24 protein-coding genes and 1 pseudogene are annotated in these 21,856 nt (G+C 63.4%); 22 read left to right on the forward strand and 3 right to left on the reverse strand.

Annotation, left to right across the window (positions count from 1 at the left end; genetic code table 11):
• Position 1: 1 nt before the first annotated feature.
• The 3 genes from JGU72_RS06530 to JGU72_RS06540 are packed head-to-tail and all read left to right on the forward strand — an operon-like array spanning position 2 to position 2,939.
• Positions 2-1,624 (forward strand): GMC family oxidoreductase, encoded by a 1,623-nt coding sequence (locus JGU72_RS06530; RefSeq protein ID WP_233531164.1) that lies wholly within the window; start codon positions 2-4, stop codon positions 1,622-1,624.
• Positions 1,621-2,100: a hypothetical protein gene (locus JGU72_RS06535; RefSeq protein WP_199682866.1), complete on the forward strand. Its 480-nt coding sequence runs from the start codon at positions 1,621-1,623 to the stop codon at positions 2,098-2,100. Before JGU72_RS06530 ends, JGU72_RS06535 begins: the two co-directional genes overlap by 4 nt.
• Positions 2,097-2,939: an urea carboxylase-associated family protein gene (locus JGU72_RS06540; protein ID WP_199682867.1), complete on the forward strand. Its 843-nt coding sequence runs from the start codon at positions 2,097-2,099 to the stop codon at positions 2,937-2,939. The genes JGU72_RS06535 and JGU72_RS06540 overlap by 4 nt, the downstream gene beginning before the upstream one ends.
• Here JGU72_RS06540 and JGU72_RS06545 read toward each other — a convergent pair.
• Positions 2,901-3,623 carry a GntR family transcriptional regulator gene (locus tag JGU72_RS06545; RefSeq protein WP_199682868.1) on the reverse strand — a complete coding sequence of 241 codons (723 nt, stop codon included), beginning with the start codon at positions 3,621-3,623 and terminating at the stop codon, positions 2,901-2,903. The two genes, JGU72_RS06540 and JGU72_RS06545, sit on opposite strands and share 39 nt — an antisense overlap.
• Positions 3,624-3,972: 349 nt before the next feature.
• Here JGU72_RS06545 and JGU72_RS06550 point away from each other — a divergent pair, with 349 nt between their 5' ends.
• From JGU72_RS06550 to JGU72_RS06560, 5 genes and pseudogenes are all read left to right on the forward strand, one after another.
• On the forward strand, positions 3,973-5,445 hold the full coding sequence (locus JGU72_RS06550; RefSeq protein WP_307828319.1) for a purine-cytosine permease family protein: 1,473 nt from the start codon (positions 3,973-3,975) through the stop codon (positions 5,443-5,445).
• Positions 5,446-5,590: 145 nt separating this feature from the next.
• Positions 5,591-5,719 (forward strand): annotated as a pseudogene (locus JGU72_RS31205) (hotdog domain-containing protein); the annotation flags it as partial.
• A gap of 39 nt (positions 5,720-5,758) precedes the next feature.
• Positions 5,759-6,268, forward strand: a complete 510-nt coding sequence (locus JGU72_RS06555) for an acyl-CoA thioesterase (protein ID WP_307828320.1) — start codon at positions 5,759-5,761, stop codon at positions 6,266-6,268.
• Between the two features lies 1 nt (position 6,269).
• Positions 6,270-6,458, forward strand: coding sequence for a hypothetical protein (locus JGU72_RS30590; protein ID WP_233531167.1), 189 nt, complete (start codon positions 6,270-6,272; stop codon positions 6,456-6,458).
• The gene (locus JGU72_RS06560; RefSeq protein ID WP_233531168.1) at positions 6,455-6,691 is read left to right on the forward strand and encodes a hypothetical protein; all 237 of its coding nucleotides are present in this window, start codon (positions 6,455-6,457) and stop codon (positions 6,689-6,691) included. Before JGU72_RS30590 ends, JGU72_RS06560 begins: the two co-directional genes overlap by 4 nt.
• Here JGU72_RS06560 and JGU72_RS06565 read toward each other — a convergent pair whose 3' ends face one another.
• Complete coding sequence (locus tag JGU72_RS06565) at positions 6,692-7,276, reverse strand: helix-turn-helix domain-containing protein (RefSeq protein ID WP_199682869.1); 585 nt, start codon at positions 7,274-7,276, stop codon at positions 6,692-6,694.
• A 151-nt stretch (positions 7,277-7,427) separates the two neighbouring features.
• Here JGU72_RS06565 and JGU72_RS06570 point away from each other — a divergent pair, with 151 nt between their 5' ends.
• From JGU72_RS06570 to JGU72_RS06580, 3 genes are read left to right on the forward strand one after another with little or no spacing between them, the layout of a single operon-like run.
• Positions 7,428-8,876 (forward strand): purine-cytosine permease family protein, encoded by a 1,449-nt coding sequence (locus JGU72_RS06570; protein WP_199682870.1) that lies wholly within the window; start codon positions 7,428-7,430, stop codon positions 8,874-8,876.
• Entirely contained in the window at positions 8,873-9,838 is a 966-nt protein-coding gene (locus JGU72_RS06575) for a carbon-nitrogen hydrolase family protein (protein WP_199682871.1), read from the forward strand. Before JGU72_RS06570 ends, JGU72_RS06575 begins: the two co-directional genes overlap by 4 nt.
• Before the next feature lie 7 nt (positions 9,839-9,845).
• Positions 9,846-10,082, forward strand: a complete 237-nt coding sequence (locus tag JGU72_RS06580) for a hypothetical protein (protein ID WP_199682872.1) — start codon at positions 9,846-9,848, stop codon at positions 10,080-10,082.
• Here JGU72_RS06580 and JGU72_RS06585 read toward each other — a convergent pair.
• Positions 10,079-11,278 carry an ROK family transcriptional regulator gene (locus JGU72_RS06585; protein ID WP_199682873.1) on the reverse strand — a complete coding sequence of 400 codons (1,200 nt, stop codon included), beginning with the start codon at positions 11,276-11,278 and terminating at the stop codon, positions 10,079-10,081. The genes JGU72_RS06580 and JGU72_RS06585 overlap by 4 nt on opposite strands.
• Positions 11,279-11,436: 158 nt before the next feature.
• On the opposite strand from JGU72_RS06585, the gene JGU72_RS06590 reads away from it, so the two are divergent.
• The 11 genes from JGU72_RS06590 to JGU72_RS06640 all read left to right on the forward strand — a co-directional run bounded on the left by JGU72_RS06590 (position 11,437) and on the right by JGU72_RS06640 (position 21,854).
• On the forward strand, positions 11,437-12,483 hold the full coding sequence (locus JGU72_RS06590; protein WP_199682874.1) for a substrate-binding domain-containing protein: 1,047 nt from the start codon (positions 11,437-11,439) through the stop codon (positions 12,481-12,483).
• 61 nt (positions 12,484-12,544) lie between these two features.
• A complete protein-coding gene (locus JGU72_RS06595) occupies positions 12,545-13,531 on the forward strand; it encodes an ABC transporter permease (protein ID WP_199682875.1) in 987 nt (328 codons plus the stop codon).
• Entirely contained in the window at positions 13,528-14,316 is a 789-nt protein-coding gene (locus JGU72_RS06600; RefSeq protein ID WP_199682876.1) for an ATP-binding cassette domain-containing protein, read from the forward strand. The genes JGU72_RS06595 and JGU72_RS06600 overlap by 4 nt, the downstream gene beginning before the upstream one ends.
• 32 nt (positions 14,317-14,348) lie before the next feature.
• Positions 14,349-15,221 carry a sugar phosphate isomerase/epimerase family protein gene (locus tag JGU72_RS06605; RefSeq protein ID WP_199682877.1) on the forward strand — a complete coding sequence of 291 codons (873 nt, stop codon included), beginning with the start codon at positions 14,349-14,351 and terminating at the stop codon, positions 15,219-15,221.
• A complete protein-coding gene (locus tag JGU72_RS06610; RefSeq protein ID WP_199682878.1) occupies positions 15,208-15,852 on the forward strand; it encodes a nucleoside/nucleotide kinase family protein in 645 nt (214 codons plus the stop codon). The genes JGU72_RS06605 and JGU72_RS06610 overlap by 14 nt, the downstream gene beginning before the upstream one ends.
• A 14-nt stretch (positions 15,853-15,866) precedes the next feature.
• Positions 15,867-16,754, forward strand: a complete 888-nt coding sequence (locus JGU72_RS06615; protein ID WP_199682879.1) for an amidohydrolase family protein — start codon at positions 15,867-15,869, stop codon at positions 16,752-16,754.
• A gap of 49 nt (positions 16,755-16,803) precedes the next feature.
• A complete protein-coding gene (locus tag JGU72_RS06620; protein WP_199682880.1) occupies positions 16,804-17,040 on the forward strand; it encodes a hypothetical protein in 237 nt (78 codons plus the stop codon).
• 96 nt (positions 17,041-17,136) lie between these two features.
• A complete protein-coding gene (locus JGU72_RS06625; RefSeq protein WP_199683254.1) occupies positions 17,137-18,879 on the forward strand; it encodes an N-acyl-D-amino-acid deacylase family protein in 1,743 nt (580 codons plus the stop codon).
• A gap of 65 nt (positions 18,880-18,944) precedes the next feature.
• Positions 18,945-20,108 carry a lactate 2-monooxygenase gene (locus tag JGU72_RS06630; RefSeq protein ID WP_233531709.1) on the forward strand — a complete coding sequence of 388 codons (1,164 nt, stop codon included), beginning with the start codon at positions 18,945-18,947 and terminating at the stop codon, positions 20,106-20,108.
• Between the two features lie 346 nt (positions 20,109-20,454).
• Positions 20,455-20,793 carry a DUF2500 domain-containing protein gene (locus tag JGU72_RS06635; RefSeq protein WP_199682881.1) on the forward strand — a complete coding sequence of 113 codons (339 nt, stop codon included), beginning with the start codon at positions 20,455-20,457 and terminating at the stop codon, positions 20,791-20,793.
• A 56-nt stretch (positions 20,794-20,849) separates the two neighbouring features.
• A complete protein-coding gene (locus JGU72_RS06640) occupies positions 20,850-21,854 on the forward strand; it encodes a DUF2804 domain-containing protein (protein WP_199682882.1) in 1,005 nt (334 codons plus the stop codon).
• Positions 21,855-21,856: the final 2 nt, after the last annotated feature.

A 21,856-nucleotide genomic window follows, 5' to 3' on the forward strand; every position in this document is an offset into this window, starting at 1 on the left:
GATGGACGACAACACAGCGGACGCCGACGCCGTAGTGATCGGATCGGGACCGTCTGGTGCGATCATGACCTACACCCTGGCGGAAGCCGGGTTCAAGGTTGTATGCCTGGAGCAAGGCGATTGGGTCAACCCAAGCGACTACCCGGGTAACAAGCCGGAATGGGAACTGCTCATTCAAAAGCAATGGGCGCACGACCCGAACGTGCGTCAATTCGCTTCCGACTACCCGCTCGACGTCTCAGCCTCGGCGATAGCGCCGTCGATGTTCAACGGTGTCGGCGGCTCTACCGTCTACTACGGCGCCGAGTGGCCGCGGTTGCTACCGTCGGACTTTCACGTTCGAACCCTCGACGGCGTAGCCGACGACTGGCCCATCACCTACGCCGAGCTTGCGCCCGACTACGACGAGATCGACGCGTTCATGGGGGTATCCGGACTTGGCGGTGACCCCGCGTACCCGGACGGGCTCGACTATCCCCTGCCGCCCATGCCGATCGGCAAAGGCGGAATGCGCGCCGCAGCCGGAATGAACAAACTCGGCTGGCACTGGTGGCCCGGTACGAACGCCATCCCGAGCCAGAAGTTCAAGGCCATGTCGGCGTGCGCGCGCTGGGGTGTGTGCGAGTGGGGTTGTCCGGAAAGCGCGAAAGCCTCCGCTGACATCGCCTGGTGGCCACACGCATTGAAGTCCGGCGCCACTCTGGTGACCGGCGCGCGCGTGCGGCGCATCGAGACCCGCTCCGATGGCAGGGCTGACGCAGTGCTGTGGCTCGACCGCCACGGCGTCGAACATCGCCAGCGTGCCAACGCGGTCGTGGTGTGCGCCAACGGTGTCGGCACGCCACGATTATTGCTGCTGTCCGACTCCACCGCACACCCCGACGGGCTCGGCAACTCATCAGGCCTGGTCGGCAAAAACCTTATGCTGCACCCGAACCCCGGCGTAACCGGCTATTACGACGACGACCTCGACAGCTGGAAGGGCCCGTCCGGCCAGAACATTCACTCGATGGAGTTCTATGACACGCGCCCAGAGCACGACTTCGTCCGCGGGATCAAGATGATGACCTTGCCGACACCTGGACCGCTGAATGCCATCGAAACTCGGCGCGAAGCATCGACATTCGACGAATTGTGGGGGCCGGCGATCCATCACGCCGCGCGCTCGCATGCCCGCGGCATCATCTGGGCAGCGAACACGGAAGACCTGCCGGAAGAACACAATCGGGTCACCCTCGATCCGAAACTCGTCGACAACCACGGCATCCCCGCACCGAAGGTGAGCTACACGATCGCCGACAACACCTGGAAACTGATCAAGTTCGCCGTGGACCGGATGGAGGAGGTGCACGCCGCCTCCGGTGCTGCCGAGACGTTCCCGGTCGAGGTCATGCCGGACCTCCCGGGGCACCTCCTGGGTACGGCACGGATGGGCAACGACCCTGCCACATCGGTCGTCGACTCCTACGGTCGAATGCACGACTCCCCTAACGTTTTTGTCGCCGACGGAAGCGTTTTCGTCACAAGCGGCTCGGCGAATCCGACCGCGACCATCTCAGCGCTGGCGTTGCGGATCGCCAAGAACCTGGTCCGCACCGCCAAGGACGGAACGGTCGTCCGATGAGCGAACGTCTTTCGGTCCCAGAGCCGTTCCGAATTCCGCGACCGCTCACCGCCGCTGAAGTCGACACCCTTCATGCGATTGCCGACGTGCTCGTCCCGGCGGCCGGTGACGACCCCGCAGCAACGTCGGACCCCGATTTCGACGCCGCACTGAAGACCGCACTCAACGCACGATCGGATGCCTTCGACGCGATAACCGCTGTGCTGGAGGAACTTCACGGGTCCGATGCGGCAAAAGTCGAGCAGAGCCTGCGCACGATGCACGCAGAACGGTCCGAAGTTTTCCAGGCTCTGTCGGCAGTTGTCGCCGGCGCGTGGCTGCTGAGTCCGCAGGTGACCAAGCGAATCGGCTACCCCGGACAGGGCCGATTCCCGGCAGCGTTCGACGATGCTGCGAACGAACTGTCCTCCGGCATCCTCGATCCCGTGCTCGAACGCGGATCCGTCTTCACACCAGCACCCCGGGAGAAATCATGAGCAGCGCAACCGACGCCGCATACCAGGCCACCGCGGGTGGCGCACTCGACGTCGACAAAGGCCTCTACAAAGCGATCGCCGAGAGCGACCGCGAGCTGGTCGATTCGTTCGTCATTCCGATTCGCAGTGGCCGGGCCTGGGAGGTACCGGCAGGCCACCTGTGCAGGATCGTCGAAGCCGAAGGTCCGCAGGTGGCTGATCTCAACATCTGGAATCGGCACAACCCACGAGAACGTATGTGGGCAGCCAAGACTCGCCAGCTCCAGGCGGCGCATGTGACCACCTACGACCGACTGTGGTCCAACCTTCCCTATCTGCGCCCGCTCGTCACGATTACCGGAGATTCGTTGGGCGACTATGGAATCGACTCCGATGGCGGCCGCGTGCATGACCTCCTCGGCAGTCGGTGCGACCCGTATACCAACCAGCTCCTCGCCGGCGAGCAGTTCGACTTTCACTGCCACTCGAATCTGACGCGCGCTGTAATGCCCTACGGCTTGACGGAATTCGATGTGCACGACGTGCTCAACGTTTTTCAGGTCACCGGTTTGAACGACGAAGACAAGTACTACAACAAGGCCTGCCCGGCGCAGAAGGGCGACTATTTCGAGTTTCTCGCCGAGATCGATCTGCTGTGCGCGCTGTCCACCTGCCCGGGCGGCGACCTTTCGATCCGGCAGTGGGGCCCCGATGCCGGCGACCCACTGGAGACGTGCAGACCGATCGGCGTCGAAATCTACCGCCCTGATGCACGGGTGCTGGCCGAGTGGTCAGCTCCGCAACCGGCCCCGTACGCAGGGCTACATGGGCTGAAGATCCCCACGTGGGGCCAGTCCTGACGAACTGACTCCCTTGTTCGCCGCTGGACGCGAACTCAACACCAGGGACATGACATGCAGCACATGGGCAGACATGGCATCCGCCGCAGCGTCGGCGTTGCCCGCTTGGATCGCCTGGGCGACCCCAACATGTTCGTGCGCACAGGAAATCGAATCGCCGGACGGTGCCACGTCTCGCTCGCGCAGCGCCGACGTGAGGACCAGCGCATCCTCGATCGAGCGCTGCAGTATGTCGTTTCGCGTCGCCGTGGAGACAGCGGTGTGAAACTCCCGGTCGAGCCGGCGGAAACCGGCAGGATCAGCGTCCTCGGCACGAGCCAGCGACTGCTCCGCGAGACCGAAGATGCGCTCGATCTCCTCAGCGGACGCCCGGTTCGCCGCGTAACGGGCAGACACGCTCTCGATCCCGGCGCGGTACTCGTACGCGTCTCGGATCGCCTTCACGGATGGTCGAATCACTTGCAGCCCACGCTGGGTCGGCTCCACCAGACCGATATGGCGCAGCCGCAGCAACGCCTCTCGCACCGGCGTCTTGCTGACATCGAGCTGCGCAGCGACCGATGCTTCGCTGATCCGACTGCCCGGCGGGATCGTCGCATTCACGATGCTGTCGCGAATGGCCTCGAACACCATGGACGTCAAATTGTCGGGACGAGTGGCGAGCGGCTGCAACTGGGACGTCATTGGCCAAGCATATCCCGTATATCGCGGGCCATGCCAGAGTCTGAGCCGCGCTTCGCCTCCAGACATGCTGCCCCCGAAATACTAGACACCACACCTCGATATACGAGCGCGTCGCGACGATCAAACCGCGTTGAACTGGCATTACTTGGACATTTTGCTCCGAACGAGCGGGAAAGTTCACGCAAAACCTTGACTCTCCCCCATCATGGCGTACCGTATATCATGGCTGAAGGCGTGAGCTGCATCACGGCAAGCGATCCCCGCCTCCGACCAGAACCCCCGCGACGGTGCCGCCCTCTGACGTGCGGCACGCGGGATTCCCAGCCGAGATCTCGACAAAGGACATCGCGTGACCACTAACGAACTTGCAGCAGGGACAGATCCTTTGCATCGACCCGATGGCGGCGAATCCGCGCTGGACAAGGCCGAAGGATTGATCGAGAAGCACTCGATCGACTACATCCCCGAGCACGAACGCCACGGCACCGCCTGGAAACAGGGCCCCTTCTGGTTTCTGGCGAACTTCAGCTTTTTCAGCATCGCACTCGGCTTCATCGGCGCAGCTCAAGGCCTGACCCTGGGTTGGACCGTCCTCGGTGGCGCGCTTGGAGCGCTGTTCGGCTCGTTGGCAATGGCTTTCCACGCCACCCAGGGACCGATCCTCGGGTTGCCCCAGATGATTCAATCTCGCGCCCAGTTCGGCTATTTCGGGGTTCTCATCCCCGTCGTCGCAACGGTGTTCACGTTCATCGGCTTCAGCGTCCTGCAAACCAATGTCCTACAGACCGGGTTCAGCAACCTCTACGGCTGGAATCCGGTACTGATAGCCGTGTTGGTCTCCGCCGGCGCCGCGATCCTGTCGATCTTCGGCCACGATTGGCTCCACATCGCCTTCCGTGCACTGTTCTGGCTGTCGATCCCGTTCTATCTGATCCTCACCGCAGCGATGATGACCGGACATCTCGGCGGCACCGCCCCGGCAGACGGCGGCTTCAAGGCCTCGGCCTTCATGGCCGTCTTCGCAACCGCGGCGAGCTACAACATCACCCTTGCCCCCGATATCGCAAATTTCACCCGGTATCTACCGACGACGACGAAATCGTCGCACCTGGTTCTCGCTGTCGTTGCCGGCACCTGCACCGCCCTGGTCTGGCTGATGGCGATGGGCGCGTGGCTCGCCACCCGCACCGGAGCGACAGATGCGCTTGTCGCACTGAGTGATTCGGGCAACTATGTCTTCGCCAACCTCGGCACTGTCCTCGCGATTCTCTCGGCGCTCGCCCTCGTCGCAACGATCGGAATCAACACCTACAGCGCAATGCTCTCTGTCGCGACGATCGTGGACTGCATCCGTCCGACCACGCCGACCCGAGCCATGAAGTCCATCACCAGCATCGCAATCGTTGTTGTTTCGCTGCTGATTTCGATCAACCTCGGCACCGACCAGCTCACCAAGATCAATGATCTGATGGTCATCCTCCTGTACGTCCTCGTACCGTGGAGTGCCGTCAACCTCGTCGACTTCTTCTTCGTCCGCAAGGGCCACTATGCGATCACCGATATCTTCAAACGTGATGGCATCTATGGACTTTGGTCGTGGCGTGGACTGTCCGCATACTTCATCGGCTTGCTGGTCCAGATCCCCTTCGCCGTCCTGAGCTTCTACAAGGGCCCCATCGCGGAGGCGCTCGACGGAGTCGACATCGCCTTCATCGTCGGCATGATCGTGCCGGGTCTGCTGTACCTCTGGTTCTGCCGCGGCTACAACATCGCCGAAGAGGTCCCCGCGATCGTCCACAGCGACGAAGTCCTCGAAGACTGAAGCAGGGCGTTCGGCTCGATTCGAGGAGTCATTCACCCGTGCACACGAGAACCACCGATCCCGGCACGCAGTCCACCGCTTTCTGGTCAAACCGGCCGACGCCGGCCCACTCGGGGCGGTCGACGGCGGCACGCTCCTCGAATGGATCGACAAGGTCGGATACGCCTGTGCCGCCCGCTGGAGTGGGCGGTATTGCGTCACCGCCTACGTCGGCAATATTCATCTCACCCGCCCGATTGCAGTTGGCGAGCTCGTCGAACTCGATGCCCGGATCGTTCACACGGGCCGCACGAGCATGCACATCCTCGTCACGGTGCGCTCCAACGAACCCACGGTTCGTGAACCGAGCGCGGCGTCGCAGTGCCTGATCGTCTTCGTCGCCGTCGACTCGGACAGTAAGCCGGTACCGGTTCCGGCGTGGACACCCCACACTCCAGCGGAGCTGCAACGGGCTCGGCAAGCACAAGCCCGGATCCGGATACGCGCCGAAATCGAAGCCGCGATGATCGGCACGCGGTACACGACAGCAGGCACCGCGCCGACCACGACGCTCGCATTTCTGGCCGCACCGTCGGATATCAACTGGAGTGGAAAGGTGCACGGCGGCAAGACCATGCGGTGGATCGACGAGGCCGCCTACGCATGCGCAGCGCGTTGGACGGGCAGTCGGGTCCTCGCGTCCTACATCGCCGGAATTCGCTTCTACCGGCCACTTCTCATCGGGCAGGCGATCGAAGTGACCGCCCGGCTCTTACACACCGGACCGCACAGCATGCATCTCAGCGTGCATGTCGACGGGACCGACCCACACACACACACATGACATGCGGTTGGCCGCACATGGGCTGACTGTTTTCGTCGCTCCCGACGCCGACGGCGCGCCCGTGGCGATACCGCCGTGGTACCCGCGTTCGAACGAAGACCGCGCTCTCGACGACCATGCCAAGCATCTCATCGAGTTGCGCACCCGCGTAGAAAGCTTCACCCCCATCGAGCACACGGACTCCTCATGATGGATCGATTCGACCGCGAAATCCTCGAGTTCCTACTGGCCTGGGCACCGTACGGCGGGCCACCTGCCGAAGAGGTCCTCGCCGAATTCGGTCTGAGCGCAGACCAATTGGACGAGCGACTGCACCGGATCGTGTCGACGCAACGAACGAGTCGGCTCAGTGCGGACGAGCGGCAACTCGCCCTGCGCGCGGCAAACCTCGAACTGGCGCTGGAGATCGCCCGCCGCGCGTGATCAGCGCGAACCACTCCACGGCGCCGGGACGAAGGTCCACAACACCTCTGCGGGCGTAGATCCGGCGTTTCGCCAGTTGTGCGGCTCGCGCCCCGAGAAGGTCAGCGTGTCACCGGCATCGAGGGTTTCGGTGCGTCCGGTGAATTGCATCGTGACCGTTCCACTGACGACATGGAGCACTTCGACCTCACAGTTGATCGTGTAGAGATTCTCGCCGCCGTTTGCGCCGGGCGCCAAATGCGAGCGCAGCATCTGAACCTTCGACTGGGCCCGGGGAGTGATCATCAGGTCCTGGACGCCGCGGCCACCCATGTTGATCGCGGGCGCTTTCGCGAGGCGGACGACCTCGGTGTCGGCGTCCTCGAAGAGTGACCCGACCGGTAGCGAAAGCACCTCACACAAGGTCACCAGCGTGGCAACGCTCGGCGAGGTTTCGTCACGCTCGACGCGACTGAGAAATCCCCTGGTCAACCCGGTCGCCGCGGCAACCTGTTCGATCGTCAGCCCCTGCGTTTTCCGGCACGCGCGCAGGCGGGCACCGACGCGGACGGGCCGGTCGGACGGGGTTGGGTGGAGCGCTTTCATCGGGTCCTCACGTCGCTGGATCGGGCACACAGACGAGCCTTGACACGCTCGGTGTCCGGGGTCACACTACCCAGGACACAAAGTTGTCCTACAGACATTGAAAGTTGTCTATCAGTAACTTTCCGAATGTCGAGAGACGAGGTTCCGGCGCATGTCCTCTGCAACGACCCCACCAGCACGCGAAAGCGCGATCGAACAACATTCGATCGACTACGTGCCCAGCTCGGAACGCCACGGCAAGGTGTGGCATCAAGGTCCGTTCTGGTTCACCGGCAACTTCGTGCTCCCGACTATGGTCGCCGGATTCGTCGGCGCATCGATGGGCCTGAGCATCGGCTACAGCGTGCTCGCGATCGTCCTCGGCGTCGTATTCGGCACGTTCTTCATGGCGTTTCACGCCAATCAGGGCCCCCGAATGGGCCTGCCGCAGATGATTCAGTCGCGCGCCCAATTCGGCAGCCGCGGTACGGCAGTGCCCTTCGCCGCAACGGTTTTCGTCTACGTCGGCTTCCTCGTCTTCGACACTGTCCTCGGCGCCCAGGGCATCGGACTGTTCCTGCCCGGCGGGAAGCTACTGTGGTACCCGCTGCTCATCGCGGTATCGATAGTCATCGCAGTGGTCGGGCACGACCTGCTCCACTTCGTCCAGCGCTGGCTGACCTACCTGCTCATCGCCGTATTCGCAGTGCTCACCGTCGTGGCCATCGTGCACTTCTCGACCAACCCGGTGGCGCTCGACGCTCCCGCTGCGACCGCGGGTTGGGATACCACGGCATTCCTCGTGCAGTTCTCCCTTGCCGCCGGTTACAACATCAGCTACTCGGTATACGTCTCCGATTACACTCGCTACCTCCCCGCCGATGCGTCCGCCCGCAAACTGATCACCGCGGTCTATGCCGGTGCGACGTTCTCCGCGGTCTGGCTGATGTCTCTCGGCGCGATTCTCGCGACCTACCTACCCGGCCCCGACCCCATCCTCGCACTGCGTGAAGTCGGCGACCTGTTGTTCCCAGGCTTCGGCTCGATCGTCGTCATCACCTCGGTGCTAGCGCTGATCTCGATCATGGGCGTGAACGCATACGGTGCGATGCTCACCGGAGCGAGCGCCATCGACGGCTTCCGCAAGGTGAAACCTACTGTGCGACTGCGCATCATCGGTCTCGTCCTGGTCGGCCTGGCGGCACTGGTCGTTGCCCTGTTGATCCCCGACGACTACATCAACAGCTTCAACAACTTCGTCTTGCTCATGCTGTACTTCCTCGTGCCCTGGACGGCCGTCAACCTGGTCGACTTCTATCTCGTGCGGCGCGGCAAGTACGCGATCGCGGAAATCCTCGACCCGGACGGCATCTACGGCCACTGGGCCTGGCCTGGTGTCGCCGCATACGCCCTCGGATTCCTCGCGATGATTCCCTTCTTCTCGACAACGTTCTACGTCGGGCCTGCGGCCGAAGCGTTTGGCGGAGCGGACTTCTCGTTCGTGGTCGGCTTGGCCGTCGCGAGTCTGGCCTACGTGCTCTTCGCACGTAATCTCGACCGCAATCGAGAGGCGGCAGCGCGCATCGAGAGCGCAGCCGTGCTCGAAGGAGCGACCGGATGACGCAGACGACTGTCGCTATCGTCCAGCACCCGCCTGCCCTTCTCGACCTGCAGGAGTCGGTGCGTCGCGCCGTCGGGCACATCACCGAGGCAGCGCACGCAGGCGCGAACCTGGTCGTCTTCCCGGAAACGTGGCTGACGTGCTACCCAGCATGGGTATTCGGCCTTGCAGGCTGGCGAGACACCGAGGCGCAGCACTGGCACGCCCGCCTGCTCGAACAGAGCCCCACGCTCGACCACGTCGGTGGCGACGACGACCTTGACCCGATCCGCAAGGCGGCCGCCGAGTGCGGCACGACCGTTGTTCTCGGACTCAACGAGCGTGCAGGCAAGGCGTCCGGAACGCTGTACAACTCCCTCGTCACCATCGGCTCCGACGGCAGCACGCTGAATCTGCATCGCAAGCTGACACCGACGCATACCGAGAGGATCGTGTGGGCGGCAGGCGACGGCGCGGGTCTACGCGTCGTGGACACGCCATCCGGCCGCATCGGGTCCTTGATTTGCTGGGAACACTTCAATCCCCTTGCCCGCCAAGCACTCCACGCGCAGAACGAAGAGATCCATATCGCCGCCTGGCCGGATATGCCGGAGAGTCACCGGATCGCGGCACGGTCCTACGCGCTGGAGGGACGCTGCTTCGTCTTGTCGGCGGGCCAGATCGTCTCGACCGACGATCTTCCCGCCGACCTCCTCGACGCCTACCGCGCAGGTGTCGGGCCCGAGGCACCGCAGGCCGGTTTGCTGTTCGACGGCGGGTCGAGCATCGTCGGTCCGGACGGGACCTGGGTCGTCGAGCCGGTCTTCGGCGAAGCCCGGACAGTCATCGCGACGCTGGATATCGCACGGCGGTACGAGGAGACGCTGGACCTCGACGTCGCAGGTCATTACGCACGCGCCGACGTTTTCCAGCTCTCGGTCGACCGGAGCCGTCGCGACAGCGGCGTCACCTTCATGGATTGACGGTCCGATGAATCGATTCGACCGCCAAATCCTCGAATTCCTGCTCGCGTGGGCGCCCTACGGCGGACCGCCTGAAGAGGACGTCCTCACCGAATTCGGCATGAGCGCAGACCAATTGGACAAGCGGCGGCACCAGATCGTGTCGACACAGCGGACAGGCGAGCTCAACGACGACGAACGACAACTCGCACTGCGTGCCGCAAATCTGGACTATCGGCAACCGGCGAACAACGGAACTGCCTAGCCTGCTGTCGGTCGCGCCGCCGGTGGAGTGCTGTGCGTGGCGATTGTCTGATCCACGTTGTCGACGCCCAACAGCCGATCGGCAGTGATCAACGCGAGTCCGGTGACGCCGGCGAGCTCGCCGAGGTCGCTGCGGCGCAGCTGGAGATTCCGGGTCGCCAGTGGCAGTGCACGCTGAAAGATCTTCTCGCGTATGCCCGAAAGCAAAATCTCGTCGCAGGCGGCAAGCTGCCCGCTGATCACGATGGTGGCGGGGTTCAAGATGCTGACCAGGCTCGCGATAGCTTCCCCGATCACGCGCCCGGCGTTCCGCACCGACCGGACCGCATCCATCTGGCCCTGCTGGACCAGCGTGGCGACTTCCGCGACGGACGTGACATCGACACCGGCCGCAGACAGATCTCGAATGAGCGCCCAACCGCCCGCATACGCCTCGACGCAACCGACGTTGCCGCACCGGCATGGCAGCGGTGCCAGTTGATCCGCCGCGGTGGCGAGGATGTGCCCGATATCCCCGGCGGCCCCCTCGTTGCCGCGAATGATCTGCCCGTTGAACACCAGACCTGAGCCGATGCCCGTGCCGATCTTGAGGGCAATGAGGTTGTCGGTCCCGGTCTGCCGCGACTCGGCGACCGCTCGCGAGTTCGTGTCGTTCTCGACGATCGCGGGGCCGGGATAGCGCTTGCTGAACCAACCGGCGATATCGAAGCCGTCCCAGCCGGTCATTATCGGCGGATTCACGACACGCCCCGATGCGAACTCCACGGGCCCCGGCACACCGACACCGACACCCCAGATTTCGTCGTCGTCGTACAGAAGCCGGGCAAACGCAGTTTCCACCAGGCCGAGGACCCGATCCGGACCGTCCCACACGTCGACGCTGTGATTCTGGTGCCGTAGCGGGGTGCCACTGAGATCGCATACGGACGCGACGAACCCGGACGCTCCAATATCGACGCACGGCAACACCGCGCGCTCCGAGTGGAATGCGAACCGGGTAGAAGGTCGGCCCCCGGTGGATTCGCCGCCGTCGACCGCATTGATCAGCCGCGCGTCCAGCAGTGCTGCAAGCCGCTGATTGACCGTCGAACGAGACAATCCCGACCGTTCGATGACCTCGATCCGGCTCAGCTCCCCCAAATCACGGAAGAGACCCAGCACGTCACCCACGTGGGATGCGGTCTCGGGTGGTCTCATCTCGGTCTCCGATCGAACGTGTGGGGCGATGTCCTACGACGGTAGTTTACATGCAACAGCAGTAAAAGAATGCACACTTTTGTATTGCAATCACACAAAAGGTGCGTTAGTTTCGAGAAGCACCACGCGGTAGTGTTCTGAGCCACAAGGGGTACGACATGATCGACAGCACGACGTCCACGAAGCCTTGGCGGCGCCGCGCACAGGTTGCAGTTCCAGTGCTGACGTTGGCGGTCGCCCTCGTCGGATGTTCGCGCGGCGACACGACGGACGACGGCACAGTGCAGGTAGCGGCCATCGTCAAAGGTTTGGACAACCCGTTCTTCCAAGCAATGGAGGACGGTCTGATCTCGTCGGCAGAAGAGTCCGGGACCGACGTGACGGTGCAGGCCGCGGCCGATATCTCCGACACGGTCGGTCAGGCGGACAAGCTCACGGCCCTGGGCGTGCAGGACTACAACTGCTACGTGGTGAATCCGATCAGCGGCACCAACCTGGTCCAGACCCTCACGCTGATGGCTTCACCCGACAAGCCCGTGGTCAACATCGACAGCCCGCTCGACCCGGAGGCGATCGAGGTCGCCGACCTCGACGTCGCCACGTACATCGGCACGGACAACAAGGCCGCCGGCGGCAAAGCCGGTGCCTTCATCGTCTCGGAGGCGGGTCCGAACGCCGAGGTTGCCGTCGTCGGCGGCATTGCCGGTGACGTGACGAGCGCCGCCCGGATCGACGGGTTCAAGGCTGCCGTCGCCGGTCAGGTCGACATAGTCCAAGAGGTAGCCGCGGACTGGAAGCGCGAAGTCGCACTTACCAAAGCAACCGACATCCTCGCGGCGAACCCGAACGTCAAGGCGTTCTTCGCGGCGAACGACGACATGGGCCTCGGCATCGTCAAAGCGGTCGAAAATGCCGGGCTCACAGGCAAAGTCGTCGTGGTGAGCGTCGATGGCAACAAAGATGCGCTCGAGTCCGTCGCCGGCGGCGGGTTGAGCGCAACCGTTGCCCAGTACCCGTACACGATCGGGGCACTCGGCCTGCAGGCATGCGAAGCGGCGGCCGCCGGCATTCAACTGCCCGACACCATCGAATCGCCGACCGCCCTGGTCACCCGTGACGACGCGGAAAGCGCCATCGCACAGTTCCCGCGCCCGTTCGAGGCCTTCGACAACCCCCTCGAAACGCTGCTGGCGAGCAGCCGATGACGTTCGCGCCCAACCCTTTCACCGACCTAGCCTGCCACCCTCGAAGAGAAACCGACGCCTCATGACCACTCAATTAGCCACACCAACGGAACCATCGACACTGCAACGCTCATTCTCGGACGCGCGAAAGCTCAGCTTCTGGGCCGAGCATGCCGCCCCCGTTGGACTCGTCGTCCTGGTAGTTGTGTTCACGATCCTGACCCCGAACTTCCTCACCATCGGCAACATCCAGGCGATGCTGCTCGCCGCGGCAATCCTGGTCATCCTCGGAGTCGCCCAGGCGTTCGTCATTACAACCGGCGGAATCGACCTGTCGATCGCAGCGACGATGACAGTTGCCGCGATCGGGTTCGGGCTGGCGTGGGAAGCGGGGCTCGGCTTCCCGGTCTCCGTCGTTGCGGCATTTGTTGCAGGCGGCGCGATCGGGGTGCTCAACGGGTTTCTGATTGCGCGGGGCAAGGTCACCGATTTCATCGCGACCCTCGGAACACTCAGCGTGGCAACCGGTCTGGCGTTGATTCTCTCGGATGGTAAGCCCATCACCGTCAACAGCTCGGAGCTGCTGAACCTCACCACCGGATCGTTCGCAGGGTTGGGCTACCCGATCATCATCGCCGGAGTGGTCGGAGTGGTTGCGTGGCTGGTGATGTTCCGGACACGCTTCGGTCTGCACGTACAGGCCGTCGGCGGTAGCGAGGAGAGCTCGGTCGCGAACGGCCTGAGCGCCACCCGGGTACGCATCGCGGTATATGTGATTTCCGGGTTTCTCGCGGCCCTCGCCGCACTGCTGCTCGTTGCTCGGGTCGGCGCCGCGGAACCCGCTGTCAACACCGCGTACCTGCTCAACTCCATCGCCGCTGTCGTCCTCGGCGGGGTTGCACTGACCGGCGGCAAAGCCAAGATCGTCGGTCCGATCCTGGGCGCCTTCCTTCTTACGGCACTCACGAACGGCCTTACCCTGCTGAATGTTTCGACCTTCTACCAACCATTCGCCGTCGGACTTGTCGTCGTCCTCGCGGCCCTACTCACGAGGTTCCAGACGAAATGAGCGCATCGATCGCGGTCTCCACACAGGCCACAGACACGGACAACGACTACATCCTGACCGTCACCGACATCACCAAATCCTTCGGCGGAGTCAAGGCCCTCAAAGGCGCATCGATCACCATGCGTCGTGGCGAGGTCACCGCCCTGATCGGTGACAACGGGGCCGGCAAATCGACCCTGGTGCGGTGTCTGTCCGGCATTCATCAGCCGACGTCGGGCACGATCTCTCTCGACGGCTACGACGTGACGATGGACTCGCCGCACAGCGCACGCGAGCGAGGCATCGAGACCGTCCACCAGACCCTCGCTATGGTCGAGGAACTTTCGGTGTGGCAGAACTTCTTCATGGGTCGCGAGCTGACTCGCGGCTTCGGTCCGTTCCGGTTTCTGGATCGCAAGGCGATGAAAAAGGCTGCAGCCGAGCAGATCGCAGGTCTGGCGGTCAATGCACCGCCCGTCACGAGCCGAGTCCGGCGCCTGTCCGGCGGTCAGCGGCAAGCTGTTGCCATCGCCCGTGCTGCCGGGTGGAACAGCAAGATCGTGATCATGGACGAGCCGACTGCGGCGCTAGGCGTACAGGAGACCGCCCGGGTGGAGTCCGTGATCACGAAGCTCAAGGACTCCGGCGTCGCGGTCCTCTTGATCAGCCACAACTTCGATCAGGTCATGCGACTGTCGGACCAGGTGTGGGTGATGCGCGCCGGCGTCGCAGTAGCCGGCCGCCGAACCAGCGAGACCACCGGAAACGAACTGGTGGCCCTGATCACCGGCGCGCAATCCGCCTGACCAGCAATCAATATCCACGCAAAGGAATCTCCATGGCCACCAATCCACTCGGCGTTCACGCGCTCGTATTCGCAGGGGGCACAACGCCCGACGAAGTCGAAGCCACCATCGCCGAAACCAAGGCAGCCGGCTTCGATCTGCTCGAGATGTCGCTGCACGATGCCGCCCAGATCGACATCCCTGCCGCACGAAAGGCGCTCGAAGCAGCGGGCCTCGGGATCGTGTGCTCACGAGGATTGGCCTTCGACGCCGACGTCTCGAGTACCGACCTCGCGGTCGTCGAGCGCGGATCTGCTTTGCTGCAGAGTTCGTTGCAGATCACGCACAATCTCGGCGGCACCCACTTCACCGGCGCGCTGTACAGCGCACTCGGCAAGTACGGACAGCCGCTGAGCGAGGCGGGTCGCAGCAACGTCGTGGCCGTGCTGCAAGAGCTGGCCAAGGAAGCCTCGCAGCACAACATGACCCTCGGCCTGGAAGTCTGCAACAGATACGAGACCAACGTAATCAACACTGCCGCAGATGCTTTGCGGCTCGCCGACGACATCGGCGCCGACAACGTCGTCATTCACCTCGACACGTATCACATGAATATCGAGGAGGACGATTTCCGGCGCCCGGTCATGTTGGTCGGCGATCGACTCGGGTACGTACACATCGGTGAGAACCACCGTGGCTACCTCGGCAGCGGCCACCTGGATTTCAACTCGTTCTTCCACGCGTTGGCCGATATCGATTACACCGGGCCGATCACGTTCGAATCGTTCTCGTCGGCCGTCGTGTCCCCGACCCTGTCCAACGACCTCGCGATCTGGCGAAACCTCTGGGACGACGGCCCTGCCCTGGCGGCTCACGCCTACCGCTACCTGGTGAACATGCTCGGCGCAGTCGATGCCAGCCGCTGACCTGGCCGCCCGCGCGGGCGCGCTGATCCAACCGGGCCGGCGTGTGCTACTCGGGATAACGGGCAGTCCTGGCGCCGGAAAGACCACTCTGGCAAAGCATCTGGTGGACACCCTCAACGAGGTATCCGGTGTGCACACCGCGGTGCATCTGCCGATGGACGGATTTCACCTGGCCAACTCCACGCTGGACACCTTGGGCATACACCACCGCAAAGGAGCGATCGACACCTTCGACGGCTGGGGTTTCGTTGCATTGTTGCGGCGACTGCTCGTCGAAGTCGATCACCCGGTGTACGCGCCGAGCTTCGAGCGGACCATCGACGAACCGGTTGCCGGCGAAATCGCGATCCCCGCGCACATTCCCCTGATCGTCGTCGAAGGAAACTACCTGCTTGTAGATCAGCAGCCGTGGAACGAGATTCGGCCCCTCCTCGCCGAATCCTGGTTCTGCGAAACACCGGAATCCGAGCGGCTGGTTCGGCTTGTCGACCGGCATACCCGGCACGGTCGCTCCCCTGCCGTAGCCGCGGCCTGGGCCCGGACAGTCGACGGCGCCAACGCCGCGTTGATCGAACGAACCCGGTCCCGCGCGGATGCGGTGATTTCCGGCGTCGATTCCGTACGTATCTGAAATATGATCTGTGGGTGGACATCGTCGATGCTCATCATCATTTGATCAATTCGACCGAGCTGGTCTACCCCTGGATCGACACCCGTCAGCCGGTGCTGACAGCGTTGCTGTCGAACTACTACGACGCTGCCCATGAGTACCTCCCGGAGCACTACCGGTCCGAAGTCGACGACGCACGCTTCACCGCCTCGGTCGCTTGCGAGATCGGAGCATCGGACGGCATGGCCGAAGCTGCATGGGTTCAGCACTGCGCCAACAACTTCGGCTCGCCAGGTGCCTTCATCGCGGCGATCCAGCTCGATTCGGACGACGTCGCAGACGTTCTCGCACGATATCGGGAACTACCTGTCGTCCGCGCAGTCCGGCAACCGCTGTACTGGGCCGCCGACCCCAGCAAACGACTCGGTGCGCGCGGCGATTACCTCACCGACCCCGCCTGGCTGCACGGTTTCGAGCAGGTCGCCGCTACCGAGCTCGTATGGGACCTACTCGTGTACGACGAACAGTTGCCGGAGACGCACGATCTGATCAGCTCGTTTCCCGACACCACGTTCGTGGTGGAGGCGATCGGCTGGCCGCTCGACCGCTCCGAGGATGGCTTCGCCCGGTGGGAGGAACGTCTGCGGGCGGTGAGCGAGTTCCCGAACGTGGTCCTCAAAATGCAGGGCATCGCACTCATCCTCGGCACCTCCGAGGCAGCAATCGGACCATGGATACGTATGGCACTCAACATCTTCGGAGCCAACAGATGCATGTTCGCCTCGCACTACCCCGTCGACCATCTGCTGTGGGATTGCCGGACGATGGTGCGGACCATCGAAGCGACGATCGCTGATCTGTCGGCCGACGAGCACGCCGAATTCTTCGGTCTGACTGCCCGGCGGGTGTACCGCCTCAACTGATCAGGAATCGAGAAGCGGCCCGCATGGCCACGCGGATAACGTTATTGGCATGAAAACAATGACATGCAAGCAAATGGGCGGGCCCTGCGACACCGCGTTCCAGGGCAAGAAAGCTGACGACGTCATCCACGCGCAGGACAGCCATCTGAAAGACATGGTTGCGCAGGGCGACGAGACACACCGGAGCGCGCTCGAAGACATGCAGGGCCGGTGGAAGCGACCGATCGCGGGGCTGGGTTGGTACCGGAACACCAAGAAGGCCTTCGCTGCTCTTCCCGAAGACTGAACGGTCAACCGACGCGGGTGGCATTGCCCGCAGCGATGCGCCGCCGCATACTCGCTGGTATCGATTCGAATACTGGCGAGTATCGGAAGGCCGATGATGTCGCACTACTCTCTCGTGATCCGTAACGGCACGATCTATGACGGCACGGGTGCCGCGCCCGTCACAGCCGACCTCGGAATTCGTGACGGGAAGGTCGCCACTGTCGGCAGCATCGAACCAGGCAGTATCGAAAACCCCGTGGCTGGGCGCGAGATAGACGCGACGGGAAAGTGGGTCCTCCCAGGAATGCTCGACGTGCACACCCACTACGACGCCGAAGTACTCGGCTCGCCGGGGCTCGGCGAAAGCGTGCGCCACGGCGTCACCACGATCGTTCTCGGCAACTGCTCGCTCTCGACGGTATATGCCGACGCCGACGATTGCGCGGACCTGTTTTCTCGCGTCGAGGCGTTGCCTTGGGAAGCAGTGCATTCCGCGGTCAAAGAACACAAGACGTGGTCGAGTCCACAGTCGTACGTGGACGCGATCAATCAGCGCCCCCTCGGCGCAAACGTCGCGGGATTCATCGGGCATTCCGACATCCGCGCAGCGGTGCTGGGGCTGGATCGAGCCACCGACCCCACCGTCGAACCGACTGCGGCCGAATTGGGTCGCATGAAGATCATGCTCGGCGACGCTCTCGATGCCGGCTTCGTCGGACTGTCCACCATCCGCAGCTCCTTCTCCAAACTCGAAGGCACCCGCTGGCCCGCGCGCCTGCTCCCCTCGACCTTTGCGAGTTGGCGGGAATTCGGCGCGCTCAACGACATACTGCGCGCCCGCGGCCGCATCCACCAGAGCACCCCGAACCTGGCAAAGCGGTCGGAGATGGCGCGGTACTTCCTGCAGAGCATGGGCCTGAAGCGAAGGCCGTTGAAGACCACGATCATCAGCGCCGCAGACGTCAAGGCCGATCGCACCGTGGTTAGGATGGCGATCGCGGCCGCCAAGATCGTGAACAAACTCGGCGGCGACGGATTCCGCTGGCAGCATCTGCCGGTGCCGTTCGAGGTATACGCCGATGGCATCGATCTCGTCGTCTTCGAGGAATTCGGCTCCGGCGCTGCAGCTTTGAGTATTCGCGACGTGATGAAGCGTGGCCACCTGCTCGCCGACGAGACCTACCGACGTACGTTCCGAAAGGAAATGACGGCCAAGGGTTTCAAGGTGTGGCATCGCGATCTCTACGACGCCGAGATCGTCGCCTGCCCCGACGCCTCGGTCGTCGGTCGATCGTTCGGCGCAGTAGCCGACGATCGCGGAATCGAACCCGCCGACGCGCTGCTGGACTTGGCCGTCGAACACGGCAAGGCACTGCGCTGGTGCACAACGATCGCAAACGACCGTGACGACGTCCTCGACCGTCTACAGCAGTCCGAGGTCGTCCAGGTCGGCTTCGCCGATTCCGGTGCGCATCTTCGCAACATGGCGTTCTACAACTTCGCGGTGCGCATGCTCGAACGCGTCCACACACGCAAGTTCATGCCGATCGAGAAGGCGGTCCATCGCCTGACCGGTGAACTTGCCGACTGGTACGGCCTCGACGCGGGGCACCTGACGATCGGAAGTCGCGCCGACGTCGCGATCATCGACCCGGCAGGATTCGACGGCACCAGCGGGGAATACGCCGAAGCCCCGATGCCCGGACTCGACGGCGTCAACCGAATGGTCAACCGCAACGACGGTGCGGTCGCGGCAACCGTAGTCGCCGGTCATGTGCTGTACGAGTACGGCTCTTTCGCAGACGGGTTCGGCACCACGCTGCACGCGGGAAAGTTTCTGCAAGCCAACAATTCTTAGCCTCGACTGGCGTGTAATGGAGGAACACCCCCTCTACCCGTCCGAAGAATGGAATCCACGTGGCACTGACGCCGCCGTTCGGCAACTTCCAGCTCGAGATCTATCTCCGCGGCCTGCAGGGCGTTCTCCCGAAGATGCCGATGAACTTCGACGAACTCGAACGCCGAGCCACCGCGGCGCTGCCTCCCGAGTTGCTGTCCTACGTTGCCGGCGGCGCAGGCGACGAGTTCACCCAACGCAGCAACGTGACGGCATTCGAGAAGTGGGGACTGATCCCCCGCATGCTGCGGGCAACGAACGAGCGCGACCTTTCGATCGAACTGTTCGGCATGAAGTTACCGACGCCCGTCTTCATGAGCCCCATCGGAGTAATCGGTCCGTGTGCCCAGGACGGTCACGGTGATATCGCCACCGCGCGTGCGGCCGCCCAGACCGGAGTCCCGATGGTGGGGTCCACCCTCATGGTCGACCCGCTGGAGACGGTTGCCGCGGAAATGGGCGACACGCCCGGCTTCTTTCAGTTGTACACGCCGACCGACCGAGATATCGCCGCCAGCCTCGTCAGCCGTGCGGAGGCCGCAGGCTACAAGGGCATCGTCGTCACGCTCGACACGTGGGTCACAGGCTGGCGACCGCGCGATCTGAGCACGTCGAACTTCCCGCAACTGCGCGGGCAGTGTCTGGAAAACTACTTCAGCGATCCTGTGTTCCGGGCAGCGCTCGGCCACGCACCCGAAGAGAACATGCAAGCAGCGATCTTGAAATGGGTGCAGATCTTCGGCAACCCGCTCACCTGGGACGATCTCCCGTGGCTGCGCTCGCTCACGACGCTGCCGCTGATCCTCAAGGGGATCAGCAGCGGTGCAGACACCCGGCAGGCGAAGGACGCGGGAGTCGACGGCATCTACTGCTCCAACCATGGCGGCCGGCAGGCCAATGGCGGGCTGGCCTGCATCGACGCGCTGCCCGACGTCGTCGAAGCGGCAGACGAACTTCCGGTCCTTTTCGACTCCGGTATCCGGTCGGGCAGCGACATCGTCAAAGCATTGGCGCTCGGCGCAACAGCCGTCGGCATCGGCCGGCCTTACGCCTACGGCCTCGCCATCGGCGGTGTCGACGGAATCGTCCACGTGCTGCGTTCGCTGCTTGCCGAAGCTGACCTCCTTATGGCCATCGACGGCTACCCGACCATCGCAGAGCTACAGCCGACCGCGTTGCGTCGCAATTGATCTCGTGAGGTGAGCGGAAGATCTCGACCTCCCGATGTTCAGAGCTGAATGTACTGCGGCCAATGGCCGTTCTGGATGTAGTAGATCAATGCACTGATCGGGTCGAGGGTGAGTCCCATGATGAATCCTTCTGTCGAGGCTGTTCACTTACCTCGTCAACCGTAAAAGTCCAGCTCAGACGGGGGAACGCCCCAAAGGAGTTGTTTGCCCACACCCCACGGGTGGGGTAAACCACGTCGAGGGGTGTAGACACAAATATTCGACCGGCAAGCCGATAACACTTCGCCGAGTCGCTGCTATTCCACAGACGCAAGTGCACCCCCACCCGGGACGCTAAGGAGTAGCTGTGGAAGACCTGGGTCTCGTTTTCTTCGTTCTCGTCGGCACTGCAGTAGCCGGCGTGTTCGCCTTCGTCATCATCGGCGGCGTCGTCCAGTGGCTGGACAACAACCAGCAGCCGGTGCTCAACGAACGAGCCCGGGCAGTCACCAAGCGCACCGACACCTCGGGCCACTCCGATGGTCCAACGTCGACTACCTACTTCGTCACCTTCCAGATCGGCTCTGGTGAACGGCGCGAATTCCGCATCCGGGGAAAGGAATACGGGAAAATCGCTGAGGGAGACTCCGGCGAGCTCGTCTATCAGGGAACGCGCTACAAAGGTTTCCAACGTACCTTCGGCTGATTCCGCACTACTGACCCGAACGCGTGCGCCAAACCGGCCGTTGTAGCGTCCGATTCATGAGCACACACGAGCGGGAGATCGCTACCCCGGTCACCCTGGCTCGGCCGGATGGCCGCCTTGACCGCAATGCGGTCGGCTGGTCGCGGCGACCTATGCACGACACTGCCCTGCCCGGCCGCTGGGGACGTCGAAAGCGTTGGGAATACTGGTGTTTCACCACAAACACCCACCTCGTTGCGGTAACCGTCAGCAGCCTGGACTACGTGGCGCTCACCGGCGTCTATTTCTTGGAGTACGGCGGCGCGGAATTGGAGAAGGTAAGCGTCGCGCCGCTGAGCCGGGGCGTCGCGCTGCCCGACTCGCTCGACGGGGGGCGAATCGATGTCACCGCAGGCAAGGTGCGGGTATCGATCATTCCGGCGGCCCGCGGCACTCGGGTGCTCGCGTCCTGCCTGACTGCGCACGGGTACCTCGAGGCAGACCTCTTCTCCGCGCGCCCCGCAGGCCACGAAAGTATGAACGTCGTCATCCCCTGGGACGACCACCATTATCAGTACACGTCCAAGCAGGTCGCACGGCCGGCCGAGGGCGTGGTGTCTGTCGGCTGCCGCACCTTCGGTTTCGACGACGGGTGGTCTGTGCTGGACCATGGCCGTGGCCGCTGGCCCTACGACACACTGTGGAACTGGGGTGCTGCGTCGGGCCGTGCGGGCGACCGCACCGTCGGTATCCAACTGGGCGGCAAGTGGACCGAGGGCACCGGGCTCACCGAGAACGCTCTCGTTGTCGACGGCCGCGTTACCAAGATCGGTTCTGAACTGAACTGGACCTACGACACCAGAGATCTCACCAAACCGTGGCGGATAGCCGCCCCAGATGCCGTCGACCTGACGTTCATGCCGTTTCACGAGCGGCACGTGCGAGCGAACGCACTGGTGCTGTCGAACGACACGCGCCAGGTGTTCGGCCACTATTCAGGCTTGATCTATCCCGACGGGGAGCCACCTCTCGCCGTAGACAGTCTGCTCGGCTGGGCCGAGCAGGTGCATATGCGCTGGTAGTC

It is taken from the genome of Antrihabitans auranticaus, assembly GCF_016481275.1.
In the GTDB taxonomy this organism is placed as follows: domain Bacteria; phylum Actinomycetota; class Actinomycetes; order Mycobacteriales; family Mycobacteriaceae; genus Antrihabitans.

Coding starts and splice junctions, on each gene's coding strand:
- JGU72_RS06530 (WP_233531164.1), top strand. CDS start 2: ATGGACGACAACACAGCGGACGCCGACGCCGTAGTGATCGGATCGGGA.
- JGU72_RS06535 (WP_199682866.1), top strand. CDS start 1,621: ATGAGCGAACGTCTTTCGGTCCCAGAGCCGTTCCGAATTCCGCGACCG.
- JGU72_RS06540 (WP_199682867.1), top strand. CDS start 2,097: ATGAGCAGCGCAACCGACGCCGCATACCAGGCCACCGCGGGTGGCGCA.
- JGU72_RS06545 (WP_199682868.1), bottom strand. CDS start 3,623: ATGACGTCCCAGTTGCAGCCGCTCGCCACTCGTCCCGACAATTTGACG.
- JGU72_RS30590 (WP_233531167.1), top strand. CDS start 6,270: ATGCGGTTGGCCGCACATGGGCTGACTGTTTTCGTCGCTCCCGACGCC.
- JGU72_RS06560 (WP_233531168.1), top strand. CDS start 6,455: ATGATGGATCGATTCGACCGCGAAATCCTCGAGTTCCTACTGGCCTGG.
- JGU72_RS06565 (WP_199682869.1), bottom strand. CDS start 7,276: ATGAAAGCGCTCCACCCAACCCCGTCCGACCGGCCCGTCCGCGTCGGT.
- JGU72_RS06570 (WP_199682870.1), top strand. CDS start 7,428: ATGTCCTCTGCAACGACCCCACCAGCACGCGAAAGCGCGATCGAACAA.
- JGU72_RS06575 (WP_199682871.1), top strand. CDS start 8,873: ATGACGCAGACGACTGTCGCTATCGTCCAGCACCCGCCTGCCCTTCTC.
- JGU72_RS06580 (WP_199682872.1), top strand. CDS start 9,846: ATGAATCGATTCGACCGCCAAATCCTCGAATTCCTGCTCGCGTGGGCG.
- JGU72_RS06585 (WP_199682873.1), bottom strand. CDS start 11,278: ATGAGACCACCCGAGACCGCATCCCACGTGGGTGACGTGCTGGGTCTC.
- JGU72_RS06590 (WP_199682874.1), top strand. CDS start 11,437: ATGATCGACAGCACGACGTCCACGAAGCCTTGGCGGCGCCGCGCACAG.
- JGU72_RS06595 (WP_199682875.1), top strand. CDS start 12,545: ATGACCACTCAATTAGCCACACCAACGGAACCATCGACACTGCAACGC.
- JGU72_RS06600 (WP_199682876.1), top strand. CDS start 13,528: ATGAGCGCATCGATCGCGGTCTCCACACAGGCCACAGACACGGACAAC.
- JGU72_RS06605 (WP_199682877.1), top strand. CDS start 14,349: ATGGCCACCAATCCACTCGGCGTTCACGCGCTCGTATTCGCAGGGGGC.
- JGU72_RS06610 (WP_199682878.1), top strand. CDS start 15,208: ATGCCAGCCGCTGACCTGGCCGCCCGCGCGGGCGCGCTGATCCAACCG.
- JGU72_RS06620 (WP_199682880.1), top strand. CDS start 16,804: ATGAAAACAATGACATGCAAGCAAATGGGCGGGCCCTGCGACACCGCG.
- JGU72_RS06625 (WP_199683254.1), top strand. CDS start 17,137: ATGTCGCACTACTCTCTCGTGATCCGTAACGGCACGATCTATGACGGC.
- JGU72_RS06640 (WP_199682882.1), top strand. CDS start 20,850: ATGAGCACACACGAGCGGGAGATCGCTACCCCGGTCACCCTGGCTCGG.